Consider the following 26194-nt stretch of genomic DNA (forward strand, 5'->3'; position numbering starts at 1 on the left):
CGTCACCTCGCCGAGGATGTGGAACTTGTCGGTGAGATGATCCTTCTCGGACGGCTCCTCGCCGCTCTCCCATTGGAACAGCACGACCTGGCGCGGCCGGGCCATGGTCGGATGGGAAACGGACTGGATCAGTTCGCCGTCGCGGCCGGGGACGGGAGCCGGCGTCACCACCACGCCGTCGCTGCGCAGCGCCATCAGCCAGGCGAGCTCGGACGCGATGGCGTTCCGCGAATGGTAGCCTTCGCGATGGACCCGCATTGCCCAGCGGCGATCGGAGCCGGCATCGTCGACCCGATAGGTCGCGTTCTCCGAGAGGTTGATCAGCGCCGGCGGCTCGCGCGCCGCGATGCCCCAGCTAGCGAGCGCCGCGGCGGCAAGATCCGCGAGGTGACGGAGCTGCTCCTCGTGGGGAAGATCGTCAAAGGGCGTCATCGGTCGCTCGCCGCGCGGCTTACGCCGCCTCGCGGCGGCCGTTTGAGGAACGGCGCGCCGGCCCGAGCAGCGTCGCGCGCGCCTGGCCGACGGCGGTATCGAGCCGGTTCAGTACGTCATCGCAAAGCGTCTTGTCGAGGAGGAGGCCCGGCTTGAACTGGAGGGCGCGGGGATCGAGCGCCGAATAGATCGCCCATATGCCGTTCGCGTAGCAGCTCCGCATGACCTCGACCGCGCCCTGCGGGTGATCGAATTCGAGCCCGAGGATCAGGCCGCGCTGGCGGATGCCGACGAAGAAATCCGGATGGTGGGCCTGGATGTCGTTGAGGCCCTGACGGAGGTAATGCGCGATGTAGTGGCACTGCGACCGGGTCTCGGGCCGCGAGACGATCTCCATCACCTTGTGGGCGGCGATGCAGCCGAGCTCGGCGCCGCCGAAGCTCGACATGTGGCCCCAGCCGTCCTCGTTGAGCCAGGCGGCCGACTTCTCGTTGGCGACCACCGCGGCGATCGGATAGATGCCGCCGGAGATGCCCTTGCCGGTAACCAGCATGTCGGGCACCACGCCATAGGTGTCGATGCACCACATCTCGCCGGACCGCATCAGCCCGGTCTGGACCTCGTCGGCGATGAACAGCGTGCCGACCTTCTCGCACATCTCCTTGATCGCCTTGAGGTAGCCGGGGATCGGCATCGGGAAGCCGTAGGTCGCCGGGATCGACTCGATGATCACGCAGGCGGCGTCGCCCTTCATGATCTCGGCCTCCATGGCGTCGAGATCGTTGAACGGCACCTTGGTGACCTCGTCCTCGGTCGCCTCGGAGAGGAAGAGCTTGGAGAAACGGTCGTCGCCGACCTTGACCGCGAGGCCGGTATGGCCGTGATAGCAGCGCTGCAGGCAGATGATGCGCTTGCGCTGGGTCGCGTGGCGGGCGCTCTTCAGCGCGATGTCGATCGCCTCGCCACCACCCGAGGCATACATCGAGTAATGCAGCCCCTCGGGGGTGTGCTTGGCCAGCATCTCGGCGAGCTTGGTTCGCATCAGCGCCGGGAAGTGGTGGTTGCCGATGTCGAAATGCTCCATCCCCTCCTTGACGGCGGCGATGACCTCGGGATTGCGGTGCCCGAGGCTGTAGATGCCGCCGTTGAGGTGAAGATCGATCAGGCGGCGGCCATCCATGTCGTAGAGGTAATAGGCCTCGCGGCGATCGATGACGAGATCGACCCCGACGCGCTGCCATTCCAGCGTCTTGCCGGGATTCCAGTATTGCATGGTCCTGGCGATGAAGTCGTCCTTGGCCTTGCTCACGACGCCATCTCCCGTTCGGTTGTCGCCCGCACCAGGCGCGCGGGCCTCTCCACGCCATGGACACTAGGCCCCCCTCCCCGCACCGACTTGACACAAGCGGGGAAGGAATTGACACCAAGGGAGAGGGTTTCGGGGCACCCCGGAAAACGGAAGGAAAGACCATGATTCTCGAGGGACGGGTTGCGATCGTAACCGGCGCCGGCTCGGGCATCGGCCGCGCCGGTGCCCTGTTGATGGCCCGTGAAGGCGCGGCGATCGTCGTCGCCGATCGCAACACCGAAGCCGGCGAGGCGACAGCTCGCGCGATCACCGAATCCGGCGGGCGTTCGCTCGCCGTCACGACGGATGCCGGCAAGGACGCCGACCAGGAGCGGCTGGTCTCCGAAGCGATGGAGGTCTATGGCCGCATCGACATCCTCCACAGCCATGCCGGCGTACAGGTCGAGGGACCGCTCGAGGAGGTCGATCCGGAAGGCATGGACCTCTCCTGGCAGATCAACGTGCGGGCCCATTTCCGGCTGATCCGGCTGGTCATGCCGATCATGCGGGAGGCCGGCAAGGGCTCGGTGATCGTCACCTCCTCGAATTCCGGCGTCCTCTACGACCACGAGATGATCGCCTATGCGACCTCGAAGCATGCGGCGGTGGCGATGGTGAAGCAGATCGCCATCGACTACGGGAAATACGGCGTGCGGGTCAACGCGCTTTGCCCGGGCTGGGTCGACACCCCCTTCAACGACGCCTTCACCCGCCAGATGGGCGGACGCGAGGCGCTGCAGGAATACATCCGGGGCCAGATTCCGCTAGGCCGCTTCGCGACGGTCGACGAGATCGCCGAGTCGATCCTCTACCTCGCCTCCGACCGGTCGTCCTTCATGACCGGCCACGCGCTGGTCGTCGACGGCGGGGAATGCATCGCCTGACCTAGCTCGGCTTGAGCTCGGCCACCTGCGCGGCATCGAGGTAGCGGACGGCAAGCCCGCGGGTGATCATCGCAAGCCGGGCCGCCTCCTCCAGCTCCTCGATGGCGAAGACGGCGCGATCGAGATCGCCCGCCGAGACCACCGGACCGTGATTGCCGAGGAGCACGGCGGCGCTCGGCGCCGTTCCCTTGATCAGCGTGATCACGTCGCTCGAACCCGGCCGCGTATAGGGCACGACGGGGACGCGTCCGACCCGCATGACGACATAGGGCGTCATCGGCGGCAGGGCATCCTCCGGATCGACATCGGCGAGGCAGGAGAGCGCGGTCGCATACGTGGAATGGAGGTGGACCACGGCCCGGGCCGAGGGACGCGACTCGTAGAAGGAGAAATGCAGCGGCAGTTCCTTGGTCGGCTTGTCACCGGAAACCGGATCGCCATTCAGGTCGAGCTTGGAGAGCCGATCCGGATCGAGGAAGCCGAGGCAGGAATTGGTCGGCGTGAAGATATAGCCGTCGTCGAGCCGGGCCGAGATGTTGCCGGACGAGCCGCCGGTCAGCCCGCGCTCGAACATCGAGCGGCCCCATTTGACGATACCGGCGCGGATCGCAGCTTCGCTCATGGGGTCTCCATCGCCCTGAGGGCCTTGTCGAAGAAGTCGGGAGCGCCGAAATTGCCGCTCTTCAGGGCGAGCCCAAGCACAGGATCACCGTCGCTGACGAGGGCCGGGACGCCGGGATCGATCTCGCCGCCTATCCGCAGGCTGTCGAGATGGAGCGCGGTGATGACCGCGCCGGACGTTTCGCCGCCACCCACGGCGATCCTGCTTACGCCACGCGCGACGAGCTGGCTCGCGAGCTCGCCGAAGAAGCTTTCGACCGCTTCCGCCACCCTGGCGCGTCCGAAACGCTCCTGCACCGCCGCCACCGCCTCCGGCTCGGCGGTCGAGGTGACGATCGGCTGCTCGGCCAAATGGCTCTCGACAAAATCGAGAGCGCCGGCCACCGTCGTCCGACCCTCCACCAGGTCTTCGGGAAGGACCGTGAGGGCCGGATGGCTCTCCGCGTAGCGGGCGACCTGCCCGCGCGTCGCGGTCGAACACGAGCCGGAGAGCACGCAGCCGGGCCCGGCCACCGCCGGAACCCTGGTCGCGGTCCCGCCAAGCAGCCCGCGTTGCGCGAAATTTCGCGGCAGGCCAAGCGCTATCCCCGACCCGCCAGTGATCAGCTTCGCGCCATCGAGCGCCTCGCCAAGCGCGAAGAGGTCGTCGTCGACGATCGCGTCGGCGACGGCAAGCCGACGGCCCTCCGCCGCTTCCGCCGCGAGTGCCGAACGGATGGCGCCGGCGCCGGCTCGTACCGCCGGATAGGGCACGAGGCCGACCCCGAGGCTTGTCTGACGCCCCAGCCAGCGAACAAGATCCGGGTCGGTCATCGGATTGAGCGGGTGCGTCTCCATGCCGGATTCACTGAGGAGCCGGCCGTTGACGAAGAGATGACCCTGGTAGAGCGTGCGGCCTGTGGTCGGAAAGGCCGGACACACCACCGCGACATCCCCACCGAGCGCCTCGAGCAGGGCCTCCGCCACCGGGCCGATATTGCCCTCGGGCGTCGAATCGAAGGTCGAGCAATACTTGAACAGGAACTGCTCGCAGCCCTGCGCCTTCAACCATTCGAGCGCGGCAAGCGACTGGGCCACCGCCTCGTCCGCCGCGATCGAGCGCGTCTTGAGGGCAACGACTCCGGCTTCGCAGTCCTGCGGCGCCGGCCTCGTCGGCACGCCGACGAACTGGATCGTCACCATCCCGCCCTTGGCGAGGGTATTGGCGATGTCGCTTGCGCCGGTGAAATCGTCGGCAATCACGCCCAGTAGCATTTCGTCCCCCCTGCGACGGCCGCTTGGTGCGCCTGCACCGGCCCTCCCCTCATTTCCCTCAAGTACCCCGGGCGTTCCACCAGGAAACGCAGGACTTCCACTATCCGCGGCGCAACCGTCATTCCATCTCCCCTCTTGTCGGACCCTCTCCGTCTCCGAAATCCGGCAGCCGGTGCAGGTGTCTGGCTATCACGAACCCAACCGGCTCCGATAGATTGAGCGGCGATCCCGTCCGCATCGGCCCCGATCGCAAACGGGATGTATCCCGCGACTGGCGGCCCGGCGATCGTTCGCTATATTTCTCCGTAGAGACCCTGCCCCGGCCGGCCGATGCTACGGGCGAGTTCCCCGCAGTAAGCTGGCAAACCCCCGAGGAGACTGTAATGAAGCGCTCATCTGCAAAGACCAAACGCGCGGCCCCCCTGCGCACGCCATCCGGACTCGGCGCCAACGCCACCAGGGACATCGCCGCCGCCCTGACGACGCTGCTCGCGGACGTCTTCACCCTCTACATCAAGACAAAGAATTTTCATTGGCACCTTTCCGGCCCCCGCTTCCGGGATCTTCATTTGCTTTTTGACGAACACGGCACCCAGATATTTGCGATGACCGACGACATCGCCGAGCGGGCCCGCAAGGTCGGCGGGCCGACGCTGAAGTCGGTCGGCCAGATCAGCAAGCTGCAGCGCCTCCCCGACAACGACGCCGACTTCGTCACGGCGAAGGACATGGTCGCCGAGCTCCGCGATGACAACATGCAGCTGGCGACCTTCCTGCGCGAGACCCACGCGGTCTGCGACGAGCTAGGCGACGTGGCGACCGCGAGCCTGATCGAGAACTGGATCGACGAGACCGAGCGCCGCATCTGGTTCCTCTTCGAGATCAGCCGCGACGCGGCCGATTGAACAGGCAGCCGGCGCCGCTGCAAGTCAGGGAGTGTGCGATGACGAAGGTGACCTACGAGATCGTCGAACATGATGGTGGCTGGGCCTACAAGGTCGGCGATGTCTTCTCCGAAACCTTCCAGACCCGCGACGATGCGCTCGATGCCGCCCGCCAGGCGGCGATGGAGCAGCGGATGCCGGGCAACACGACCGGTATTTCCTGGGAAGACAAGGAAGGCAAGTGGCACGACGAGCTGGCGGCCGGCAATGATCGGCCCGAGACGGAGGTCAAGGACTAGACGGAGAGCCGGGCCCGCGCATCAGGCGGCCGCCCGGCTCATGTTTTGAGCCTTGCCAACAGGAGCTCCGCCGCGCGCTCGGCAAAGGCATTCGCATTGATGTCGAGGTCCATTTCGACGACCTCGACATTGCCGTGGAGCTCCGCTTTCAGGGCGTCGAACAGCGCTTCGTCCGCGGCCGGGTCGTGGAAGGGCTGTCCTTCGACGTCGATCAGCGAGACGCCCTTCTTCGGCACCATGACAACCGTCGGCCCCTTGGCGCGGGCGAGCTTTCCACCGATGATCCGGCCGAGTTCGGCATTCTCCTCGACGGTCGTGCGCATCAGCGTGACCTGCGGGTTGTGGCGATAGAAGGTCCGGTCCCTGAACGTGTCGGGGATAGTCTCCGGCGCCCCGAAATTGACCATGTCGAGCGCGCCGAGCGAAACGACCTGCGGGACGCCGGCGGCGCCAGCCGCCTCGAGCCTTCGAGGGCCGGCGCTGAGCACGCCGCCAACCAGCTCGTCCGCCAGTTCGGTCGTCGTCAGGTCAAGGACTCCGGCGATGAAACCCGCGCTGACCAGCTCTTCCATGCTGCGTCCGCCGGTCCCCGTCGCATGGAAGACCAGCACCTCGTAGCCGGCCTCCTCCAGCACCTCCCGCGCCCGTGTCACGCAAGGGGTGGTGACGCCGAACATGGTGGCTGCGATCAGCGGCTTGTCGTGGAGGCCGGAGGGGGCTTCGGCCTTCACCATCCCGGCGATGGCCCCGGCGGCGTTGGTCAGGATCCGCATCGACAGGCGATTGATGCCGGCAATGTCGACCACCGACGGCATCATGGTGATGTCCTTGGCGCCGACATAGGCGCTGACGTCGCCGGAGGCGAGAGTCGAGATCATCAGCTTGGGCACGCCGACCGGAAGCGCCCGCATCGCCGCGGTGCCGACCGCCGTACCGCCGCCGCCGCCCATCGAGACGATGCCGTCGATCCGGCCTTCGTCATACAGCCGTGCGACGATCGCCGCGGCGCCCTCGCTCATCACCGTGACGGCGCGGCCCCGGTCCCGTTCCTCCACCAGCCGCGCAAGGTCGGCGCCGCCGGCTTCCGCCACCTCCGCCGCCCGGATATCGGGGCTGAACGAGGGAGAGCCGAGAATGCCGGCATCGATCACCAGGGTCGAGACGCCCTGCGTTTCGATCCGCTGCTTCAGGAAGGCGAATTCCTCGCCCTTGGTGTCGAGCGTCCCGAGAATTGCGACGACCTTGTGCGTCATGGCACCATCCCTCCCTCTTTCGAATCCCAACCTAACAGAGAGACGCCGTGAACCACCTCTTTGATCAGATTCGCGATCGCATGCCCGAGCCGGCGAAACCGTTCATGGACGTCTTCGGCCGGGGCGTTCTCAGCTACGGCGACATGCTTGCCGACACCGCCCGCCTTGCCAATGCGCTCGTCGAGGCCGGGGTCGAACCGGGTGACCGGGTCGCGGCCCGGGTCGCCAAGAGCCCGGAGGCAATCCTGCTCTACCTCGGCTGCGTCCGCGCCGGCGCGGCCTTCCTGCCTCTCAATACCGGCTATACCCTCAGCGAACTCGGCTATTTCTTCGGCGACGCCGAACCGCGTCTCATCGTCTGCGATCCCGAGATGGCGAAGGATATCCGTTCGGTCGCGCCGACCACGACGGTGGAGACCCTCGACGCCGCCGGCCAGGGATCGCTGACCAGACGCGCCGCCCAGTTGTCTCCCGACTTCGCGGACGCCGCCCGCGGCCCCGACGACCTGGCCGCCATCCTCTACACCTCGGGCACCACCGGCCGGTCCAAGGGGGCGATGCTCACCCACGAGAACCTCGCCTCCAATGCCCGGACGCTGGTCGACTACTGGCGTTTCACCGGCGAGGACGTGCTGATCCACGCCCTGCCGGTCTTCCACACCCACGGCCTCTTCGTCGCCACCAATACGATCCTCTTCGCGGCCGCGTCGATGATCTACCTGCCGCGTTTCGATGCCGATCAGATTCTCGCGGCGATGCCGCGGGCGACCAGCCTGATGGGCGTTCCGACCTTCTACGTCCGGTTGCTGCAGCAGCCGGGCCTGACCCGTGAAACGGCAGCGCATATGCGGCTCTTCGTCTCCGGTTCCGCACCGCTGCTGGCCGACACGCACGCCGCCTGGCGGGAGAGGACCGGCCACGCCATCCTCGAGCGCTACGGCATGACCGAGACCAACATGAACACGTCGAACCCCTATGACGGAGAGCGGGTCGCGGGCACGGTCGGCTTTCCGCTCCCCGACGTCGCGCTGCGCGTCACCGATCCGGAGACCGGCGCGCCACTCGCCGATGGCGAGATCGGCATGATCGAGGTGAAGGGGCCCAACGTCTTCGCCGGCTATTGGCGGATGCCCGAGAAGACCCGCGCCGAATTTCGAGACGACGGCTTCTTCATCACCGGCGACCTCGGCCGGATCGACGACAGGGGCTATGTGTCGATCGTCGGGCGCGGCAAGGATCTCGTCATCAGCGGCGGCTTCAACGTCTATCCGAAGGAGGTCGAATCCGAGATCGACCAGATCGACGGCGTGGTCGAGAGCGCCGTGATCGGCTTGCCCCATCCCGATTTCGGCGAGGCCGTCACGGCGGTCGTCGTGCGGGAAACCGGCGTCGATCTGGAGGAAGCCGATGTCTGCGCGCCGCTGGCCGAACGGCTCGCCCGCTACAAGCAGCCCAAGCGGGTGATCTTCGTCGATGAATTGCCGCGAAACACCATGGGCAAGGTCCAGAAGAACCTGCTGCGCGACCGCCTCGCCGATCTCTACGCCGCATCCGCTTCGTAGTCGGGCAGCGCGATGTTGTCCCTGAGCCCCCGGCCGATGGCGAGATGGGCGATGAACGGAATGCCCAGCATCTTCGATATCTGGTTGCGAAGGAACAGCCCGAGCTCCGAACTCGGCGCAAACGCGCCAGCGAAGCCCCTGGCCGCCTTCTGCTTCTCGAGGATGAATGGGCGCATCAGCGCCTCGTAGCGTGAGAAGGCCGCGACGTGGTCGTCGTCGGCGCGGTGAAGCTCCCCGGCAAGGACGTAGGCGGCGATCATCGCCAGCGCCGATCCCTCGCCGGCAAGCAAGGACGCACAAAAGGCGGCGTCGCCGGCCAGCGCCACACGGTCCGAATGCCAGCCATCCATCCGGATCTGGCTGACCCTGTCGAAATAGAGCGAGTCCGCCGCATCGAGGGCGGCAAGGATCGGCCCGCACTCCCAGGCGCCGTCGGCGAAACGGGCCGCGATTGCCGCCTTCTGATCGTCGACATCGGCCGGCATTTGCCGATCCTCGTCAATGTAGACGAAGAGGATCAGCGTATTGTCGCCACGCATCGCGAACCGCGCCACCTGACGCCCGACCTCGGTGTACATGACATAGACGAGTTCGTCGCGCGGCCGGTAGCCGGGAACCTCGAAGGCCGCGACCTTGTAGCCGAGATAATCCTCGAACCGGTCCTGGGGTCCGAAGGCGAGCTCGCGCACCCTCGAATGCAGGCCGTCGGCGCCGATCACCAGATCGAAACGACGTGGCGCGCTCCGGGCGAAGGAGACATCGACGCCCTCCGGCGTCTCTTCGATCGCGGCGATGCTGTCACCGAAGACCGCCTCGACCTTGCCGTCGATGGTTCCGTAGATGGCGGAGGCCAGGTCGCCGCGGCGCAGGCTGACATAACGGTCGCGGGTCGCCTCGCTGAAGACCTCGGCGGAGAAACCGCCGCTCCGCCGGCCCTCACCGTCGACGAAACGGACCTCCTCGACGAAATAGCCGATGTCGCGAAGATGAGGCGTCAGCCCCATCTTCCCGGCAATGTCGTAGCCGGCGCCCCAGAAGTCGATGACATAGCCGCCTGTCCGCAGGTTCGATGCATGCTCGACAAGCGTCGGCTCATGTCCGTAGCGCAGAAGCCAGTATGCGAGTGTCGGCCCGGCAATGCCGGCGCCGCTGATCAGTATCTTCACTGCGGTATCTCACGGCCTTCGGTCAGGTCGCGAAGTGTCTCGCGATATCGATGCGCCTGGCAAGCTCGCCCTCCTCCTCGACGCGATATCCCGGCCGTCAGCTCGACATCCGCGAGAATTTCAGGTTCCAGATCGCCGACAGGACCCTTGCCGTATCTTCGGCTGTGGGCCGCGGCGGATCGACCGTCTCGGGCAAGGCAGCGATGTCCGAGGTATCGAAAAGCTCATCACTGTCGAAGCAGGCCCGGGCCAGCGCGCGATTGCCGGCCTCGAAATGCGAAAGGAACGTTTCCGCCTCCGCCCGGCTGACCGGCTTGCCCCGCCCCGGAAAAAGCTCGCCGGCGAGCGCGCCCGTTCCCCTGAGGCCGGCCTTCTCATAGCCATGCTGCCCCCAGGCAAGGTTGAATTGCCGCAGGACCTCGAGGGCGATCGGATCGAGCGACGCGTTCTCCGCCTCGATCCTGAAGGCCTCCGCTGCTGCCTGTTCGAACAGGCCGGAACGGGACAGGAAGTCGACGACCACGTCGCCGGAGAGCAATGCCGACCGATCGAAGCGATGGATGTGGAACGACTCCATCGGGAAGACCGATGTCCACAGCCGGAATATCCGATGGAAGTCGAAAGCCAGGAAGTCGCGCCCTCCTTCCTCGAAAGGCGGGAAGACATTCTCCCTGATCCCGCCGACCTTGATGACGGTCGAATACATGCTGCGCATCAGCAGGTCCTGCCGCCGGATGTAGAAGTGGATGTCGATCGCCTCGAAGAAACGCTCGATAAATGCCTTCAGCCGCTCGACCTCGGCGGCATTCTGGAGCCGCGACAGATGCTCGTTGACGATGACGACCGTTCCTGTTCGCTTGCGGCAGGTCTCCATCTCCTTCGCGAAGTCGCGGCGGAAGCCCTTGCGGAACTTCTCGATTGCCGCGTCGTCAGTCAGGCCGAGCCGGCGCTTGCGGATGTCGAGCCGGTCATTGTCCATCGCGAAGCAGGAAATCTTGACGTGCCTCTGGCCGTGGAAGAGCTCCGGATAATGGATCTTCCGGGCGGCGAGCAGGCCGCCATTCTTCGTCAGCGAACGCTGGATCGAGGTCGTGCCCGTCTTCTCGGCGCCGATGTGAAGAACGCATCTCATTCCGCGTCGCGCCCCGATCACTCAGCCCATGCCCGACACGCCACGCTCGATCGCCGCGCCAAGCGCGGCGATTTCCGGAACGATGGCGAGCCAGCGCCTGTCGACGTCGTCGAGATAGGCGATCGCCGTCTCGTCGCCGACCAGCGACCAGTAGTCATTCGGGTCGGCGGCGAAAGGCGGAGACGCCTCCATGGATGCGATCTCGCGCGCGGTGGCGACGATCCGGCGGGCCTCCATGCTTCGAACGGCTTCCGAGCACAACCGCCTGACCGGGGAACGCTGGCGGATCGCGGCAAGCGGCAACCGGGGAAACACCAGTCGCGAACGTGGCCGCGTCGAGAAGTTGACGACCATCGTCCCCGCCGCGAGGCCGTAGGCGAAGAGGCGGGCGCTCTTGGCCTCCAGGCTGCGGAGGGTGAGGTTGCCGCGCAGCGGATCGGCCTCCCCCTTCCCGTAGAAATGCGTCTCCTTGTCGTCGTAGATCATGTCGCAGGCATAGAAGCCGACCATCGCGGGCGTCAAATACCGCACCGCCCAGTAACCGGCGTTGAAGGCCATCGTCGACCCCGAGAAGAGCAGTCCGCCGGCACTTCTGACATGCTTGAGGTAGTTCACCTCGCGGACCAGGTCCGCCGGATAGTCCTGCGGCGGGCGATTCTCATCGGGAAAATTCCGCGGGAAGACGACATAGTCGAAGTCGCTCCTGATCCGCCAGGCATTGTTGATCGCCACCCTCACCAGGCCGTCGAGATCGACATCGGCGAGCGCTGCCGCTTCCGGCGCGCTGCCGGCGAGCAGCACGACACGGCGACGCGTCAGGGCCGACCAGAGCCGCGGCCCCGAGGTCGACGGGAAGACGGCGTCGGCGCGCGATGCTGCGGGCTTTCCCATCAGGCGGCGGACTGGCGCCGTGCGATCGCCTGCAACTGGCGATAGATCGCATATTCGGGCTCGAGCGCCGCCTTTACCCTGGCGATTTCGTCCTCGTCCATCACCGATGTGATGCTTCGCGGCGACACCTTGGAGACGTGGACCTTGGAATAGAGCTTGTCCGCCATCGCCGGCTCGACGTTACACACCGAGCAGATTTCACCGAGGAAGGCGTCGGTGTCATCGATTTCCCTGACCACGCCGATATTCTTCTCGATCCGGTCGACATAGTCGGGCGACTGGAAATAGTAGACGTAGTTCCAGCGCAGATGCCGGATACCGGCATAGGCGAACAGCGCGGCCGACTTGAGCCTCTCGTCGTCGGAGACGAGGGCCCGCAGCAGTTGCTGCGGCTCGCTGAAAAATGAAAAGGAGATCGCCTCCGGCGTGTTCCAGATGTGGTTGCGGCGTGGTCGCCCCATCCGCATCCGGCTCAGGAACCCGCTGACCATGCGCTCGACCGGATCGCGGATCACCACATGAATGCTGATCTCGGGAAATTGCTGGAGAATATGCTCGACGGTCCAGGGATGATTGAACTTGGTCGGAACCTTCTCCGCGCCGATCGTCTGCGTCAGCTTGTTGAGGAACTGGCCGATCCCCGAGCCTCCGGTTTTCGGGATATGAAGATAGCCACTCCGCTTCGAGCGAGCCGCTTGCAGCCGCAGATTCTTCTCGTAGCTTTTCTTCATTAAGATCAACACCTTGGCGCAAGAGACCCGGCTCACTCGCGGCTGCAATCTGCCAAACTCGCCGTGGCGTTACAAGGCGGGAGGCGTCGGGCTCGTGCCTGTTCCCGCGGATTCCGCTGGAAGCAGTGGCGGAAATCCGACCCGCACCGATTGCACATGGCAGGGCGCCGGAATACGAAGGCCCGTCGGCCGCCGCCTCCATTCCGGCCGACGGCCAGCCCAGAACAAGACACCCGGTTCGATGATCGTCAGCTACGAGAAGAATTTCATCTTCATCAAGACCCGCAAGACGGGCGGAACCAGCGTGGAAATAGCGCTGACGCCGTCATGCGGCCCCGACGACATCCTCTCGCTTATCACCCTCGAGGACGAGCATCTGCGGCTTCAGGACGGACGGGTCGCGGCGCGCAACTATGTCGGAGACCGGGGCCTCGAAACCAGAATCGAGCGGGCCATCCTGAAACGGAAGCCGGGCCGGTTCCGGAAGCTGCGGAAGCAGGCGATCGGCCAGGGGGCGCTGACCAACCATTCCTCCGCCTCGAAGATCAGGAACGCCATACCGCGGGAATTCTGGGACAAGGCCTTCAAGTTCACGATCGAACGCCACCCTTACGAGAAAGTCGTCTCCGGGGTCTATTGGGGCAGCCGCCACCAGACCGAGAAGAACATGGTCGAGCTGCTCGACGAGAAGGTGGCGATCCGGCCCGAGGATCTCCGCCTTTACTCGATCGACGGCGAGGTCGTTGTCGACGAGATCCTGCGGCAGGAGACACTGGCCGAAGACCTCATGCGCATTTCCGACAGGCTCGGCCTCGACCTCCCGGCGACGCTGCCAAACGCCAAGGGCGCGCATCGCGCGGACCGCCGTTCGGCGCATGACATCCTCAGCCCCGCACAGAAGAAGGTGATCTACGAGCGTCACCGCCGGACGTTCGACCTACTTGGCTATCAGCCCTAGCAGCCCGCGCTTCCTGCCGCGACGCTCCGCCGGCCGGCCCTTTCGGAGGGCCTTCTTCTGCTCCTTCGCCCCCCGGACAAACGCCGCCGCGGCCATCGCGACCGCCGCCTCCGCCACCGCGCCGTCGTCGAGGCTTTCGGTCGGGGCGGCGGAAGCGGAGGATTCGAATATCTCCCGGCCATCGAAGAAGTCGGCCGACAGGTTCCGGATCTCGTCGGCAAGCGCTCCATGGAGGTCCGCCAGCTGTCCGGCGCTCAGCCGCTCGCCCTTTCCGGCAAATCGCTTCGATACGTAGGTCCGGAAAAACACCGGCCGCCGCTCTTCCCGCGCCGCGTAGTGCCGGTTGATCCTGAGCAGCAGGGCCTGACCGAGCGGAGAGATCGAGCGATTGGCGGAAACGACACGCTGATCGGCACTCGCCGAGACATCCATGTCGAGGAAGGTGGCGCAAAAGTCCTCGACAACATCACCGCCGCGAAGCCGCTTGCGGCTGAATTCGCGGAGGTCGACCGAATCCGGGCCGAAGGCATTGCGCCACGCCGCGAGTTTCGTCCAGTAGGAAAGCGTCGGGCCGAGTGCCGCGACGAATTCGTCGAGGGATTTCGTACCGCCCATCTTCAGGTGCTGCGAATACGCGCTTTCCGCGAAGCTCGCCGGGTCCCGCACATAGGCGACGACCCGGACATGGTCGAAATAGCGGTCGAGAAGCGCCTTCAGCTCCCTTATCTGGTCGTCCTTCAGAAAGATGTAGAGTGCCTCGTCGGAAATGACGATCTGCCGGGCCTTGGTCTGCCGCAACTCGCTATCGAATTCCTCGAGGAACCGATCCCGGAAACGCTCCCGCTCCTCGCGGGACTTGAGACCGAGGATGCGATCGAAGCCGGTCATGGATCGATCGACCGGCAGTATCGAGAGCGTCAGCCCGACATGGCGCACCACCACCCGCTCGCCATGCACCCGCCCCGCACGAGGATACAGAACCCCATGCTCCATCAGCCGGGCGTCATGATTGGCCAGGAATTTCTGGATCGAAGAGGTTCCCGTCTTCGTCGTCCCGATATGCAGAACCAGTTCCAAAATCACCCTCGTCGCCACCACGCAAACCGCAATACAAGCCGTCTTGCCGTGTTTCGCAACCTGCCCTGCCCTCCGATGGTTTGATAAGGGTCGCGATTCTTCGTAAGAGCAGCCTTTCCCGGCCACCAAGTGTCGTCATGCTCGTTTCGCATCGATATCGCTTCATTCTGATCAAGACCCGCAAGACGGCGGGTTCGAGCCTCGAAGGCCTGCTTGAGCCGCTTTGCGTGCCCGAAGGCCATGTCGTCCAGCATGCCGTCGACGAGATCGTCACGCCCGCCGGCATTGTCGGCGCAAGGGCAAGCGGCAAGGGCGGACGGTCGTTCACCGCCCACATGTCGGCGAAGCGCATCAAGAAGGCGCTGCCGCGAGGCGTTTTCGACTCCTACACGAAGATTCTTCCGGTCCGTGACCCCTTCGACAAGGTGGTCTCGTGGTACTGGCACGTCATGCCGGACGAGACGAAGGAGCGTGTCGCGAACGACTTCGCCGATGCCCGTTCGCTGTTTCGCGACTGGATCAAGATGCGTCCGTCACTCAACACCGACGAGGGCTTCTATCAGATCAGGGGCCAGAGGATCGACTGTCTGCTCGTTCGCTACGAAGAGCTGGCCGAAGGCGTCGCGGCGGTGTCGGAAGCCATCGGCGTGCCGCTCGACCTGAATTCGCTCCCCAGGTGGAAGTCCGGATCGCGACTGCACAAGGAGCATGCCGCCGCCGACTATTACGACAAGCGGGCGGCCGACATCGTGCGCGCCAGGTTCACCTTCGACTTCGAGAATTTCGGCTACGACCCGAACAGCGTCTGCCCGTCCTGATCGGCGGGGCAAACCGGAGCCCACCGCTTGACGCTCCCCAAGGGATAAACGATAGCAGGTCCCTGAACAGGGTTCTTTTGCAATGCCACTCTTCAGGGTCTTCGACCGCCTGGTTCTTTTCGTCCATATCCCGAAGGCGGGCGGGACGAGCGTCGAGCGCTTCCTCTCCGCCGCCGGCGAAACAGCGCTGCTGCACGGACGGAAGATCCGTGGGATGAGCATGACCCCGCAGCATATCCACGCCGACATCTACGAGAAGATCCTCCCGGAAAGCTTCTACGACTACTCCTTCTGCATCGTCCGCAATCCCTTCGACCGGCTGGCCAGCGAATACATCATGCGAACCGGGTCGGAAGAGGATTTCGACCGATGGGTCGAGCGGATATTCTCCGAATATCCGGCGGACCAGTTCGTCCACGACAACCACATCCGGCCGCAGACGGAGTTCATCCTGCCCGGCATCGAGGTGTTCCGCTTCGAGGAAGGCATCCGGAATATCATCGGCCGGGTGGCCGCCCGCCTCGACATCGAGCCGCCGAAGGAGGATGTCCATCAGCGCAAGAGCCCACCGATCGAGATCAGCGCGACCGAGCGCACGCTGCAGCGCATAGAGGAATTCTACGCCAGCGACTTCGAAGCCTTCGGCTACGCACGGGACGATTCGAGCCGTTTCGGACGCGGCCAGAAGGGGAAGAAACGATCGACCTCCGGCGCCTCGCTGCCGACCCGGGTCGTCAGCGACAAACCCTTGTCGATAGCGCTTTTCGTCCCCTGGATCACAAAGGGCCGCGGCGGCACGGAGAGCATTGGCGCGATGGTCGCGAACGGAATGGCCGAAAGGGGGCATTCCGTGAATATCCACACCTTCGACGACAATCGCGGCGAGCCGACATGGCCCCTGCGCCCCGAGATCACCATCAGCTGGCATCCGGAGACCGACACGGAATCCTCGGACAGCCAGCTCCTGATGGAATTGACCCTCCAATCGCCCGACGTGATCGTCGGGCTCCATATGAACCGCATCTGCTTTCGCTACGTATATTGTGGCTACAAGCTGAATTGCCCGGTCCTGCTGTCGGAGCATACCGATCCGGATTTCGCCGACGAGACCGGAGCCCTGCTCCGCGGCGAACGCGAACGGATATTTGCCAGCGCCGACCACATCCACCTCCTGACCGACGGATTCCGGAACGACCTGCCCTCTTACCTGAGGTCGAAGGCGACGGTGATCCCCAACACGGTCGCCCCGGCGGCGCATCAGGCCGATCCGGCGGGACACGATGCCGCGCGGAAGACGATCCTCTGCGTTGCCCGGCTGGTGCCACGCAAGAATGTCGACACGCTGGTTGCCGCCTTCGGCAAGGCGACGACGCCCGACGACGGCTGGTGCCTCAGGATCGTCGGCTATGGCTCGCTCCTCGATCAGCTCCGCGCCCAGGCGGAGATGCTGGGCCTCGGCTCGAAAGTCATTTTCGAGGGTCGTAAGGAAGACGCCTATCCGTTCTACGAGAAGGCACAGCTCGTGGTCCTGCCGTCCTATGCGGAAGGGCTGCCGCTTGTTCCGCTCGAGGCAATGGCGCACGGCCTCCCCTGCATCGGCTTCAGCGACTGCAGCGGCATCCCGATCCTCATCGAAAACGGCGTCACCGGACTGCATGTCGAGCGCGAAGACCAGGTCGACAGCCTCGCCGATGCCATCCGCAAGCTGATGTCCGACCCGAACCTCCGGGCGTCGATGGGGAAGGCGGCGAAGGCGCGCTACGATTCCATGTTCGCGCCGGAACTGATCCTCGATCGCTGGGAGGCGCTGATCCAGCGCGCCGCCCTCACCCACCCGCAGTCGAGGCATCTTCGCGAGATTGCCGGGTCGGTGGTATCGCGGGTGGCGATCCGCTCGGCCCTGGAGAATGGGCCAAGCTCCTATTTCGCCCGCAGGAGCCCCGAAGGCGAGGCCTAGCTGGTCTAGACCGGCTGGACAGGGCGCCGTCCCTATCCCCGCAAGAGCAGCATGATGCGGTCCCGCGCCGGCATGTTGGCCCGCAGGACGCCTCGCCCGTGTCGCCTGAGCACATAGGCGAGAATCCGGCGCTTGCTGAGGCGCTTGCCCGCCACTTCCTTCTTCACGACTTCGAGCTTGCGCGGATCGACATGCCCCTCGGCGAGCAGCAGGCCGACCGCGACGATCTGTGAATTGGGGAGATTCCGGATGGCCTCGAGCCGCTTTTCGATTCGCCGGCCGTCGATCTCCACGAAGCCGGCCGAACGGTCGCCGCCGGGACCGCGCTGACCGACGAGCACGGGCGCCTCACGGTCCGCCGGCGCCACGGAGGCGGCGGCCGCCTGATCGACGCCAGGGTCGGTCGGCAGCCCCGGCCTGGCAATCTCGTTATAGGCGGCGACGATCGCCGCCACTTCCTCGGCGCGCAGTTCCGGGCCCTGGTCGCCGTTGGCCGGATCGATGTCGGTTTCCGAGAACAGCGCATCCCTGTTCAGGAACTCCCTGGCGATCCAGGCATTGCCCTCGCTCGCACTGTCGAGGATCGCACGACGCTGCTGCGGAGTCAGGATCGAGGCATTGTATGACCGGTCGCTCGGCATCTCGCTCTCGGCGAAGATGTCATGCGCCTTCTGGACGAAAGCCAGATACGCGGCATCGTCGGGGAAAGGCAGGTCGTTGAACGACCGGAGCGTTTCGACCTGGGCCTTGGTCAGCTTCAATTCGTTGCGCATCGCCGCCGTCGGCTCGACCAATCCGGATTTCTCGATCCCGAGTTCACTGATGAACTCGTCGAGGATCACGCCCTGCCGGATGCCGCTGCGCTCGACGGCACGGACATGAACCCTTTCCTTGGGCAGTTTCTCGAGCCAGCGACGAAGGAAGCTCTCGTAGTCCAGGCGTTCCTGCGTCCAGCGGGTCGCCAGCCAGTCCGCCGGCATTGACGAGATGCGACCGAGAGCACCACCGCCGGCGAATTCGGCATATTGGGAATTCGCCCAGTCGTCCTGACGCCGGAAGAACACCAGCAGCTCGGGATTGAAGTCGCGCAGATAGTCGACGAGCGCCTCGGTCCCGCCAGACAGGAAACTGCCTTCACTGCTGATGACGATCGTGTGGATGCCGGTCCCCAGCAGCGCGAGCCCGTTCTCGAGGGCGAGCCGCATCTCCGGCTGGTCCCGTCGCGCGGCTTTGAAGAACTGGCTGTGCCCGCCGATCTTGTGCGGTCGTCCCGGCTGCCGGTAGACGCCGAATTCCGGTGCCCAGACGCCCCGACGAATCAGGGCCGGCCGGTTCTGGTCGAGGAAATGCTGGATATAGCTGCTGCCGGTCTTGGATGCCCCGGCGTGAATGATCAGCCGCAGGGAAGGATTGCGTGGCTGCCTCGCCTTCGCCGGCGGCTGGGGCAGCGTCGGCCGGTGCTGGGCGTAGCGGTTGACCGCCGCGACGAGCAGCGGATCGTCGTCGCTCAGAAACATCCCGTAGACCGTCTCGGCGGCCAGGGGCCTGCCTTCGGCCGCGGCGGCGACCAGATCGAGCCGCCCGTGGCGCAGCCCCTCGACGATCAGGCCGTAGACCCCCTCGTCGAAAAGGACGTTGTCGACCGCTTCGGGATCCTTGATCAGGTCCGCGCTCGTCAGGCCGCTTTCCCGGACGATGTCGGCCCACCGCGACATGAACTTGTCGCGCGTCATCCGGTCGCCTTGCGACACGGTCGCAAAGGGGAAGCCGAGGAAGACGTACTGGATATACTGGGAGAAGGTGAAGCGGTAATGGTGGTTCAGCGGATTGTCGCGACGGGCCGCCCCCTTCTCCCGGAAGAGGCCGATGACCTCGCTGAAGTTCCGCGTATGGTTCTCGACATCGCCGACCGACTTCGCCCGCCGCGCGGTCGACCCGACGCGGACCCGGTAGACGAGCCCCCTGTCGGGCGACGTCGAAATCGACGAGGCATTGAGCAGCGCCTTCAGAAGGAACGGACGTTCCTCCCACTGCGTCATGGTGAAGCGGATGTCGTGGTCGTCGAGGAAATCGCGGCGATAGAGAAAATTCCAGAAGTGCCGATTGTGCAGGATCTCCGCATGATCGACGAAGGTGACGCCGTGCAGCGCATCACCGAAATATTTCTCCACCTTGTCCTGCCTTTGGCGGACCGGCGCACCGTTCTCCTTCTCCACCTGTTCGAAGGACTTGCCCGCCCGCACCATGTCGGCCTTGTCCTCACGGGCGAGGGATACCAGCCGGCTGAGCAGGTCGGGGTCCTGGAGATAGTCGTCGCCGTCGACAAACAGCACATAGGTGCCCCGCGCCGCCTCGAGCGCCCGGTTGCGGGCAAAGCCCTGGCCGACATTCTGGCGCAGCGTGATAGGCCGGATGCGCGGATCGTCCGCGGCCAGCTGATCGATGATGTCCTGGGAATCGTCCGGGCTGGAATCGTTGACCGGAATGATCTCGATATTGCGCAGCGTCTGCGACTGGATCGACCCGATGCACTCCTCGATGAAGGATTCGACCCCGTAGACGGGGATGATGACCGAAACCTCGGGGGTATCGGTCTCCACGATCGGATTGGGCTGATGCGAGCGGTGGCGCACGATGTAATCCAGGACTTGTTCAACCGAAGCTTCGTCGGCGGAATCCGGCGTAAAGTAGCGCGTGTACCAGATATAGAAGTAGTGGAAAAACTCGACGATCGTTCGGCTTCGATGGCGATGCGGAACCGGCTGGCGATCGTCGGTGAAGCCCCAGCCCGAGTAGATCGGCGTTCCGAAGCACACGACGTCCTTGCCGGCCATCGCCGCCTCGAAGCCCATCTGGCTGCTGGCGACGTAGACCTTGTCGACGACGTCGAAGATGACAAAGGGATTGACCGGTCGCCGCAGGAACCGGACCCGGCCGGTATCGACCATCCCGGAATAGAATCCCTCCCGCTTGCCTCTCTGCTCAAGCGAATCCGGGTGGGTCTTGACGATGATCTCGGCGTCCGGGTTCTCACGGATCGCGGCGAGCAGCATTTCCTGGAAGATGTCTTCATCCGCGTGGCCGTAAATGGTGGACGCGTCCGCGAATGACTGGTCGACGACCAGCACGCGACGGCTGAAGGCCGACGAGAAGACGGGCAGGTTGAACGGCTGATTGTTGTACTTGGATATCTTCTCGGCGAGGATTCGCTCGATCGACCGCTGCGCCCGCTCCTCCTCGGCATGGGAGAGCTCGGCCGGCGAATTCAGCTTGCGCGCGATCCGGCCGGGGTAATCGCTCATGAAATAGTGGGCGATGTCGTCATAGACATAGCCGAGGCAGGCGTGGCGGGGGTCCTGCCCGCGAAACGACGCCGTCCAGGACGCGACCGAAGCCAGATAGCCGGTATCCATCAGCAGGACCGAGCTGTAGCCCTCGATCGTCTGGAAGACGCGGGCGCAGCCCGGATGCGAATGGTAACCGGGCGGCAGGATCGATCCACCGACGACGAAGTGGTCGGCATCCTCCCAGCCCGCTTCGTCCATCGCCGTCGCCGATGGGAACATGCGCAGCAGGCTGGTTCCGAAGGTGACCTTCAGATAGTTCTCGGGAAAGCCGATCGAGACCGGTTTCGACCGCCATTGGTCGACATAGTCGCGGATATCGAGATCTTCCGGCGCATAGGTCTGCCGCCGGCGCACATAGCCGATGAATTTCTTGTAGACCGCCTCTTCGCCGAACGTCGCTTCCGTTCGCTCGGCCGTGCCGTTGTCGGTCGTTTGGAACGTCATTCAATCCAGCCGTGCTTAGTGGTCGAACCTGCGTCTCTCGCCGGGTCAACTGCCCGGAGCGACCTTTTAGGACGGACATGCCGACGGCCACAAGGGCCGCCATGCCCGGCTTGACACGGGCCCGCCGCGAAGCGGATGTAGCGGCCTCCAACGTCGACCATGATCGAGGGACAGACCTGTTGCGTCCGGACAAACGAAAAGCCAAAGCGGGCATGTCCAACCCGCCCGAAATACCGGAAATGCCGGAATTGCTCGCCACCAGCGACACCCGCGGACCGGATTTCATCTGCATCGGGGCCCAGAAGGGCGGCACACGCTGGCTCTTCGACCAGTTGGACCACCATCCCCAGTTCTGGATGCCGCCGATCAAGGAGTTGCATTATTTCGACCGGAGCAACCGGTTCCTCAAGAAGGCCGGGCCGCTTTACCAGCGCGCAAGCGCGAGCCTCGCCGAGGCCAATCGACGCCGGGAGCGCGCCTACGAGCGCCGCCTCGAGGCTGTCGACGTCGAATGGCTGGCCGCGCGAATCTGGCTCCACGGCAGGCCGATCGACTTCGACCGCTACGCCCGCCTGTTCAATCCGCGCTCGAATCGCCTCGCCGGCGACATCTGCCCGCCATATGCGATCATCCCGGACGAGCGGGCAAAGGCGATCCGGGAGCGGTTTCCCGCCGCCCGCATCGTCTATCTGGTTCGCGAGCCGATTGCCCGCTTCTGGTCGCAATACTGCATGCTCCTGCGCCGAAACGAGCGGGCGGACCCGGCGGGAATCGAGCAGGTCCGGTCTTTTGCAACCTCCGGCAACGGCCTCCGCCATTCGAGCATCCGGGAGGTCGTCGCGCGCTGGCGGACGTCGGAGGACGACGACCGCTTCCGGGTCTTCTTCTTCGACGACCTCAAGACCGATCCGGTTTCCCTGCGCAGCCGGATCCTCGCATTTCTCGGAGCCGACGCGGATCGCGAAAGCGGCGGCCTGGCGACCGACTTCAACCGCAAGAAGGAACAGGCGAAGGTCGAGATGACCGACGAGGTCCGGGACTATCTGATTCCCCTCTTCGCCGACGAGATTCGCGGCGCCGCCGACACTCTTGGCGGCCCCGCCCTCGAATGGCCCGGGAAATACGGCCTCTGAACGATGCGACCGCCGCCTCGTCAGGCGGCTCGCCAGGCGTCCGGTACCCTGTCGCCGAACTCCGCGAAGATGACGTCATAGATGTCGGCGAAGGCCTCCCGGACCTTGTTCCACTCCGCCTTGTCGGGCCGCCGCAGGTCGGCGCTCTTGTTGGGATTGGCCTCGGCATCGAAGGCGAAGGCGTCGAAGCCCAGGAACGCCGCGAGGCGCGCCACCTCCGCGTCGTCGAACAGCGTCTCGTAGAAGCCGAAGAAGGTGTCGTCCGAGCCGAATGAGGCCAGGAGATTCCTCACGGTGGCGCCGTAACCCGTCCGTTCCACATATTTGCGGCGCTCGATGCTCTTGCTGAAGAGCGCATAGGCGTCGCCGGTGCCGCCGCGCCCGGTCGCCTTCTTCGCCTGCATCTTCGATTGCGACCAGATTCTCTCGACCGGGTCGCGCATCAGGAAGACCGCCTTCGTCGGCCAGGGGATGACGGTCCTGATGTAGCGGAATTCCTCGGTGGACAGGATCGAATAGGAGGGGCTGATCTCGCCGAGCACGCGGTGCTTCGGCCTGAGCCGCGACCGGAAGAAGGCGAGGTAATAGTCCTCGCCGCAATCCATCGCGACACGCTCGAATTCCTGATCGGCGACGATCCGGTCTCCATGCTGCTTCAGAAGCCGGCGCAGGATCGTCCGGGTGTCGCGGGGCTTGAAGAAGTCGGGATGGAAGCGGCGATCCCAGTAGTGAAGCTCCTTGATCGGCGACATCATGATCTCGGGATGGGCCGCGAGCTGCTCGTAGAGCCAGCTCGTCCCGCATTTCTGCGCGCCCACGCCAAGCAGGAATATCGGCTCATCCGCCATGTCGGGAAGTCTCCTTGCCGCTTCGGAAGCCGCCATCGAGCCAGCGCCGGACGAACTGCTTCGGCCGATGCCGGAAGGCGCGCCAGAGATAGCCCCGGCGGCGGCCGAGGTCGCCATTGCTTGCCGCGAAGCGCGCGGCGTGGATTTCCATGTTGTAGAGCTGCACGCGGGTGAATTTCGGTCCGTAGCGCGTGTAGAGCACCCGGTGCTTGTCGAAGATGCGGGTATGGCAGGCGCGCACCTGCGCGGCGTCCCGGCCGATATCCGACTTGTGATAGACGCAAAGGCTCTCCGCCGATTCCGGCATATGGAGCCGGCCGCCCTTCATCAGGAAACGCAGGAAGAAGTCGAGATCCTGGAGCCGGGGCAGCGTCTCGTCGAACCAGCCGACATCGCGAAAGGTCCGCGTCGGCCCGAGAATCGTCCACAGATAGGCGCGAAGGTCCTTGCCCCGCAACAGGCCCATCACCTGGTCCTGATCGACGGCCTGGCGGCGTTGCGACGACTCGTCGCCGGACCACTTCCAGTCGAAATTGCAGGTGATCCAGAACGGTTCGGCACTCTCGGCTCCGCCGAGCGACAGGGCCTTGTCGACCTGCAGCGCCGTCTTCCGCGGATACCACTCGTCGCCGGCGTCGAGCCACGCGGTGAACGGGCTCTCGGTCGCATCGAGCAGCACGTTGCGCGTATAGGGCCGTCCCCGGTTCGATCCGTTCTCGACAAGCACGACCGGCCGCTCGCGCGAATCGAGCAGCGCGCGCAAGGCCGCGACCGTATCCGGCGACGACCCGTCATCGGCGACGATCACCCGCAGCGCGCCGCCATAAGCCTGCGCGTCGATCGAGCGAAGGGTCAGGGCGAGCGCGTCGACCGCCTCGAAATGCGGCACCAGCACGTCGATCGCGGGAAGCGCGTCAGCGCCGGTCGAGACAGCGTTCAATGAGCTCGACCCAGGCATCTGCAAAATGCTCCTCAGTGAAGGTCGCCACGCTGGCCGGACCGTTGTCGCCGAGGCGCTGGCGAAGCGCCCCGTCGACAATCAGGCGGTCGAGAGCCGCGGCAAGCGCCTCTGCCCCGCCCGCCCTGTCGGCCATGATGCCGTTGACGCCGTCGGCGACGAACTGGTTGACGCCCGGACAGTCGGCGAAGGCAACGACCGGCATCTTTAGCGCCAGGGCTTCGGCCGGAGCAAGACCGAAGCCCTCGAACTCGGCCGGATGGCAGAAGATCGCGGCATGGGCATAGACCTCCCCCATGTCGGAACGGGACCCGCCGAGGAGGAAGGAGCCGCCGAGGCCCAGTTCCTCGATCCGTGCCGCGAGCTTCTCCCGCTGCGGTCCGTCGCCATAGACGACGACCCGCCAATCGGGATGCTTCGCAGCCAGCAGCGCCCAGGCCTCGATCAGCGCCATGAAATTCTTCACCGGCGCCAGCCGGCCGACGCCGATGATCAGATTTTCGCGCTCGCCCGGCCGATGGCGCAGCACGTCGTGCGAGACATAGTTGGGGACGACCACGATCTTCGACTGCAGCGCGTCGGGGAACCATTTGCCGAAATCGGGAAACAGGACGTGGATCGCCGCCGCATGGCGCAGCGCCTTCAGCCGGAGGACCCGGTCATGGGGATTGGTGCTCCACCGCGTCGGGTCGAGATAGTCGCGGGCCGGAACATTGTGGTTGGTCGGGATCACCTTGACGCCCGTCCCGATGCTCGCCAGCAGCGTCAGCGTATTGGCCGGCGGCAGGAAGCTGATCGCCACATCCGGTCGCGTATGGCGGAAATAGTCCCGCAGCAGCCTGATGACCGGGTCCTTCTTGAGGTGCCATTCAGACGGTTGCCGTATCCGGTCCGGCAGCCGCTTCGAATTGAGCATGTTCCACGGCCAGCGGCGCTCCGACCTGAACCGCGGAAAGACGTTGATCAGCTCGACCCGGCGATCGAGCGGATAGAAGGGCTTGCCTTCCTCCGCCTCGAAATGGATGCAGGTGACCTCGTAGCCGCGTGCGACCAGCATATTGGCGAGTTCGACAAAGATCCGCTCGGCGCCGCCACTGCGATTGGCCAGATTGGCGATGACCAGTGCGACCCGGGTCCGCGGCGCGCCGAAGCGGGCGGCATTGTCACCGATCCCTTCGCGGCTTCCCGCTGCCGCCGTCACAGGAAGATTTCCGCGGTCAGTTCCGCGAAACGGTGCACCGACATGCCCTCATATTCGTCCAGCTCGGCAATCGGAGCGGCCTCCAGCGACGGAAATATCGGCGCCGGATGATCGCTCGCGAAGTCCCGCCGCAGCGCCTCGTTCTCTGCGTCGAAGGACGCGCAGAATGCCTCCATGTCCTGGCGCGATATCCAGTCGATATGATCCCGGAGCCCGCCTGTAGCCGCGCGTTTGTCGAGCAGGTCGGCAACATGGGCGAGCTTGCCCTTGCCGGCCCTGGTCGCGTTGAGCAGGCGCTTGTATTCGACGAGCTCGATCGGCAGCGAACGGTTCTCGGCCGCATTCCGGCCGAGATCGGACACGTCGATTCCGAGATGCGCGAAGAAGGCATCGATCAGGCCGCGCTGCCGGAGGTCCTCGTAGATCAGCAGATCGACGCCGCCGAAGACCGCCGCGAAGACCGAAAGCTGCCGGTGGTATTCGAATTCGTGCCGCTGCTCGACGAGGAACTGGCGGAACCGCGCGGCGTATTTCCGCGACTTGATCTTCTCCTGATACAGCGAGCGGGCGAACCCGTCCTGGCGCCGGAATACGGCGAGCACGGTCACGTCGTCCGTGCCGATCATCTCCTTCAGCCGCGCGACATAGGCCTCGCGCTGGGCCCAATAATCGTCGGGGCCCTTGAGCACGTGGCGGTAGATCGGCTCGGCGCTGAGCAGCACCGTCTCGCCCTTCCTCCGCCCGCGCCGCACCGCCGCCGAGAAGCGCTCCGCATCCCCGATATCGAACTTGCCCCGCGCCGCGTCGGCGATGGCATGGGCAAAGTGGTGATGCGCATAATGCTCCGGGAGGCCGATCTCATCATAGGACGGATACCAGAGCCCGCGCTCGCGAAGGATCGCGCGATGCGCGGCCGCGAACCGCTGGACCGCGGTCGTTCCGGTCTTGTGGCTTCCGATGTGAAGAACGAGGGTCATGCGCGCGCAGGCGTCACGT

At 65.1% G+C, this 26194-nt stretch carries 23 protein-coding genes; 8 read left to right on the forward strand and 15 right to left on the reverse strand.

All coding sequences use genetic code 11. The annotated features are described in order from the left end of the window. The coding region (locus tag KDJ86_RS09150; protein ID WP_367116782.1) for a phosphotransferase enzyme family protein at positions 1-432 on the reverse strand (432 nt) is incomplete at its 3' end. Positions 433-451: 19 nt separating this feature from the next. Further along, the gene (locus KDJ86_RS09155; protein WP_291744888.1) at positions 452-1741 is read right to left on the reverse strand and encodes a class-III pyridoxal-phosphate-dependent aminotransferase; all 1290 of its coding nucleotides are present in this window, start codon (positions 1739-1741) and stop codon (positions 452-454) included. A gap of 161 nt (positions 1742-1902) precedes the next feature. On the opposite strand from KDJ86_RS09155, the gene KDJ86_RS09160 reads away from it, so the two are divergent. Then, entirely contained in the window at positions 1903-2664 is a 762-nt protein-coding gene (locus tag KDJ86_RS09160; protein WP_291744889.1) for an SDR family NAD(P)-dependent oxidoreductase, read from the forward strand. A gap of 1 nt (position 2665) precedes the next feature. On the opposite strand, the gene otnC is transcribed toward KDJ86_RS09160, so the two are convergent. Then, complete coding sequence (gene otnC, locus KDJ86_RS09165; protein WP_291744890.1) at positions 2666-3286, reverse strand: 3-oxo-tetronate 4-phosphate decarboxylase; 621 nt, start codon at positions 3284-3286, stop codon at positions 2666-2668. Then, a complete protein-coding gene (gene otnK, locus KDJ86_RS09170) occupies positions 3283-4539 on the reverse strand; it encodes a 3-oxo-tetronate kinase (protein WP_291744893.1) in 1257 nt (418 codons plus the stop codon). Before otnK ends, otnC begins: the two co-directional genes overlap by 4 nt. Before the next feature lie 383 nt (positions 4540-4922). On the opposite strand from otnK, the gene KDJ86_RS09175 reads away from it, so the two are divergent. Together KDJ86_RS09175 and KDJ86_RS09180 are read left to right on the forward strand one after the other, a co-directional pair. Continuing rightward, positions 4923-5444 carry a Dps family protein gene (locus tag KDJ86_RS09175; RefSeq protein WP_291744895.1) on the forward strand — a complete coding sequence of 174 codons (522 nt, stop codon included), beginning with the start codon at positions 4923-4925 and terminating at the stop codon, positions 5442-5444. Between the two features lie 38 nt (positions 5445-5482). After that, the gene (locus KDJ86_RS09180) at positions 5483-5722 is read left to right on the forward strand and encodes a DUF2188 domain-containing protein (protein WP_291744897.1); all 240 of its coding nucleotides are present in this window, start codon (positions 5483-5485) and stop codon (positions 5720-5722) included. Positions 5723-5760: 38 nt separating this feature from the next. Here KDJ86_RS09180 and KDJ86_RS09185 read toward each other — a convergent pair whose 3' ends face one another. Further along, positions 5761-6975 carry a Tm-1-like ATP-binding domain-containing protein gene (locus tag KDJ86_RS09185; RefSeq protein ID WP_291744899.1) on the reverse strand — a complete coding sequence of 405 codons (1215 nt, stop codon included), beginning with the start codon at positions 6973-6975 and terminating at the stop codon, positions 5761-5763. A gap of 80 nt (positions 6976-7055) precedes the next feature. Here KDJ86_RS09185 and KDJ86_RS09190 point away from each other — a divergent pair, with 80 nt between their 5' ends. Then, entirely contained in the window at positions 7056-8537 is a 1482-nt protein-coding gene (locus tag KDJ86_RS09190) for a malonate--CoA ligase (RefSeq protein ID WP_291744957.1), read from the forward strand. On the opposite strand, the gene KDJ86_RS09195 is transcribed toward KDJ86_RS09190, so the two are convergent. The 4 genes from KDJ86_RS09195 to KDJ86_RS09210 form a co-directional block, all read right to left on the reverse strand. Next, entirely contained in the window at positions 8516-9703 is a 1188-nt protein-coding gene (locus tag KDJ86_RS09195) for an FAD-binding domain (protein ID WP_291744900.1), read from the reverse strand. The two genes, KDJ86_RS09190 and KDJ86_RS09195, sit on opposite strands and share 22 nt — an antisense overlap. A 97-nt stretch (positions 9704-9800) precedes the next feature. Further along, positions 9801-10835: a hypothetical protein gene (locus tag KDJ86_RS09200; RefSeq protein WP_291744902.1), complete on the reverse strand. Its 1035-nt coding sequence runs from the start codon at positions 10833-10835 to the stop codon at positions 9801-9803. Positions 10836-10856: 21 nt separating this feature from the next. After that, on the reverse strand, positions 10857-11726 hold the full coding sequence (locus KDJ86_RS09205) for a hypothetical protein (RefSeq protein ID WP_291744904.1): 870 nt from the start codon (positions 11724-11726) through the stop codon (positions 10857-10859). After that, entirely contained in the window at positions 11726-12457 is a 732-nt protein-coding gene (locus KDJ86_RS09210) for a sulfotransferase family 2 domain-containing protein (protein WP_291744905.1), read from the reverse strand. The genes KDJ86_RS09205 and KDJ86_RS09210 overlap by 1 nt, the downstream gene beginning before the upstream one ends. Before the next feature lie 241 nt (positions 12458-12698). On the opposite strand from KDJ86_RS09210, the gene KDJ86_RS09215 reads away from it, so the two are divergent. Next, entirely contained in the window at positions 12699-13415 is a 717-nt protein-coding gene (locus tag KDJ86_RS09215; protein WP_291744907.1) for a hypothetical protein, read from the forward strand. Here KDJ86_RS09215 and KDJ86_RS09220 read toward each other — a convergent pair. Further along, positions 13395-14492, reverse strand: coding sequence for a hypothetical protein (locus tag KDJ86_RS09220; RefSeq protein ID WP_291744909.1), 1098 nt, complete (start codon positions 14490-14492; stop codon positions 13395-13397). The two genes, KDJ86_RS09215 and KDJ86_RS09220, sit on opposite strands and share 21 nt — an antisense overlap. 137 nt (positions 14493-14629) lie before the next feature. Between KDJ86_RS09220 and KDJ86_RS09225 the strand changes: the two genes are divergently transcribed. Then, on the forward strand, positions 14630-15310 hold the full coding sequence (locus tag KDJ86_RS09225; protein WP_291744911.1) for a sulfotransferase family 2 domain-containing protein: 681 nt from the start codon (positions 14630-14632) through the stop codon (positions 15308-15310). An 82-nt stretch (positions 15311-15392) separates the two neighbouring features. Further along, positions 15393-17267, forward strand: coding sequence for a glycosyltransferase (locus tag KDJ86_RS09230; RefSeq protein WP_291744912.1), 1875 nt, complete (start codon positions 15393-15395; stop codon positions 17265-17267). A 32-nt stretch (positions 17268-17299) separates the two neighbouring features. Here KDJ86_RS09230 and KDJ86_RS09235 read toward each other — a convergent pair whose 3' ends face one another. Beyond that, the gene (locus KDJ86_RS09235) at positions 17300-21058 is read right to left on the reverse strand and encodes a glycosyltransferase (RefSeq protein WP_291744914.1); all 3759 of its coding nucleotides are present in this window, start codon (positions 21056-21058) and stop codon (positions 17300-17302) included. 212 nt (positions 21059-21270) lie between these two features. Here KDJ86_RS09235 and KDJ86_RS09240 point away from each other — a divergent pair, with 212 nt between their 5' ends. Further along, complete coding sequence (locus KDJ86_RS09240; RefSeq protein WP_291744915.1) at positions 21271-22191, forward strand: sulfotransferase; 921 nt, start codon at positions 21271-21273, stop codon at positions 22189-22191. A gap of 20 nt (positions 22192-22211) precedes the next feature. Here KDJ86_RS09240 and KDJ86_RS09245 read toward each other — a convergent pair whose 3' ends face one another. The 4 genes from KDJ86_RS09245 to KDJ86_RS09260 are packed head-to-tail and all read right to left on the reverse strand — an operon-like array spanning position 22212 to position 26175. Continuing rightward, positions 22212-23039 carry a sulfotransferase gene (locus tag KDJ86_RS09245; protein ID WP_291744917.1) on the reverse strand — a complete coding sequence of 276 codons (828 nt, stop codon included), beginning with the start codon at positions 23037-23039 and terminating at the stop codon, positions 22212-22214. Further along, positions 23029-23979 (reverse strand): glycosyltransferase family A protein, encoded by a 951-nt coding sequence (locus KDJ86_RS09250; RefSeq protein ID WP_291744919.1) that lies wholly within the window; start codon positions 23977-23979, stop codon positions 23029-23031. Before KDJ86_RS09250 ends, KDJ86_RS09245 begins: the two co-directional genes overlap by 11 nt. After that, positions 23954-25198: a glycosyltransferase gene (locus KDJ86_RS09255; RefSeq protein ID WP_291744920.1), complete on the reverse strand. Its 1245-nt coding sequence runs from the start codon at positions 25196-25198 to the stop codon at positions 23954-23956. The genes KDJ86_RS09250 and KDJ86_RS09255 overlap by 26 nt, the downstream gene beginning before the upstream one ends. Further along, positions 25195-26175, reverse strand: a complete 981-nt coding sequence (locus KDJ86_RS09260; protein WP_291744922.1) for a hypothetical protein — start codon at positions 26173-26175, stop codon at positions 25195-25197. The genes KDJ86_RS09255 and KDJ86_RS09260 overlap by 4 nt, the downstream gene beginning before the upstream one ends. Positions 26176-26194 lie beyond the last annotated feature (19 nt).

Source organism: Bauldia sp., from assembly GCF_020442045.1.
In the GTDB taxonomy this organism is placed as follows: Bacteria; Pseudomonadota; Alphaproteobacteria; order Rhizobiales; family Kaistiaceae; genus Bauldia.

What these genes read in the sequence shown, in the direction of transcription:
- KDJ86_RS09215 (WP_291744907.1), top strand. Translation starts at nt 12,699, where the DNA reads ATGATCGTCAGCTACGAGAAGAATTTCATCTTCATCAAGACCCGCAAG.
- otnC (WP_291744890.1), bottom strand. Translation starts at nt 3,286, where the DNA reads ATGAGCGAAGCTGCGATCCGCGCCGGTATCGTCAAATGGGGCCGCTCG.
- KDJ86_RS09235 (WP_291744914.1), bottom strand. Translation starts at nt 21,058, where the DNA reads ATGACGTTCCAAACGACCGACAACGGCACGGCCGAGCGAACGGAAGCG.
- otnK (WP_291744893.1), bottom strand. Translation starts at nt 4,539, where the DNA reads ATGCTACTGGGCGTGATTGCCGACGATTTCACCGGCGCAAGCGACATC.
- KDJ86_RS09175 (WP_291744895.1), top strand. Translation starts at nt 4,923, where the DNA reads ATGAAGCGCTCATCTGCAAAGACCAAACGCGCGGCCCCCCTGCGCACG.
- KDJ86_RS09245 (WP_291744917.1), bottom strand. Translation starts at nt 23,039, where the DNA reads ATGGCGGATGAGCCGATATTCCTGCTTGGCGTGGGCGCGCAGAAATGC.
- KDJ86_RS09210 (WP_291744905.1), bottom strand. Translation starts at nt 12,457, where the DNA reads ATGAAGAAAAGCTACGAGAAGAATCTGCGGCTGCAAGCGGCTCGCTCG.
- KDJ86_RS09260 (WP_291744922.1), bottom strand. Translation starts at nt 26,175, where the DNA reads ATGACCCTCGTTCTTCACATCGGAAGCCACAAGACCGGAACGACCGCG.
- KDJ86_RS09230 (WP_291744912.1), top strand. Translation starts at nt 15,393, where the DNA reads ATGCCACTCTTCAGGGTCTTCGACCGCCTGGTTCTTTTCGTCCATATC.
- KDJ86_RS09160 (WP_291744889.1), top strand. Translation starts at nt 1,903, where the DNA reads ATGATTCTCGAGGGACGGGTTGCGATCGTAACCGGCGCCGGCTCGGGC.
- KDJ86_RS09225 (WP_291744911.1), top strand. Translation starts at nt 14,630, where the DNA reads ATGCTCGTTTCGCATCGATATCGCTTCATTCTGATCAAGACCCGCAAG.
- KDJ86_RS09205 (WP_291744904.1), bottom strand. Translation starts at nt 11,726, where the DNA reads ATGGGAAAGCCCGCAGCATCGCGCGCCGACGCCGTCTTCCCGTCGACC.
- KDJ86_RS09190 (WP_291744957.1), top strand. Translation starts at nt 7,056, where the DNA reads ATGCCCGAGCCGGCGAAACCGTTCATGGACGTCTTCGGCCGGGGCGTT.
- KDJ86_RS09180 (WP_291744897.1), top strand. Translation starts at nt 5,483, where the DNA reads ATGACGAAGGTGACCTACGAGATCGTCGAACATGATGGTGGCTGGGCC.
- KDJ86_RS09240 (WP_291744915.1), top strand. Translation starts at nt 21,271, where the DNA reads ATGTCCAACCCGCCCGAAATACCGGAAATGCCGGAATTGCTCGCCACC.
- KDJ86_RS09185 (WP_291744899.1), bottom strand. Translation starts at nt 6,975, where the DNA reads ATGACGCACAAGGTCGTCGCAATTCTCGGGACGCTCGACACCAAGGGC.
- KDJ86_RS09200 (WP_291744902.1), bottom strand. Translation starts at nt 10,835, where the DNA reads ATGAGATGCGTTCTTCACATCGGCGCCGAGAAGACGGGCACGACCTCG.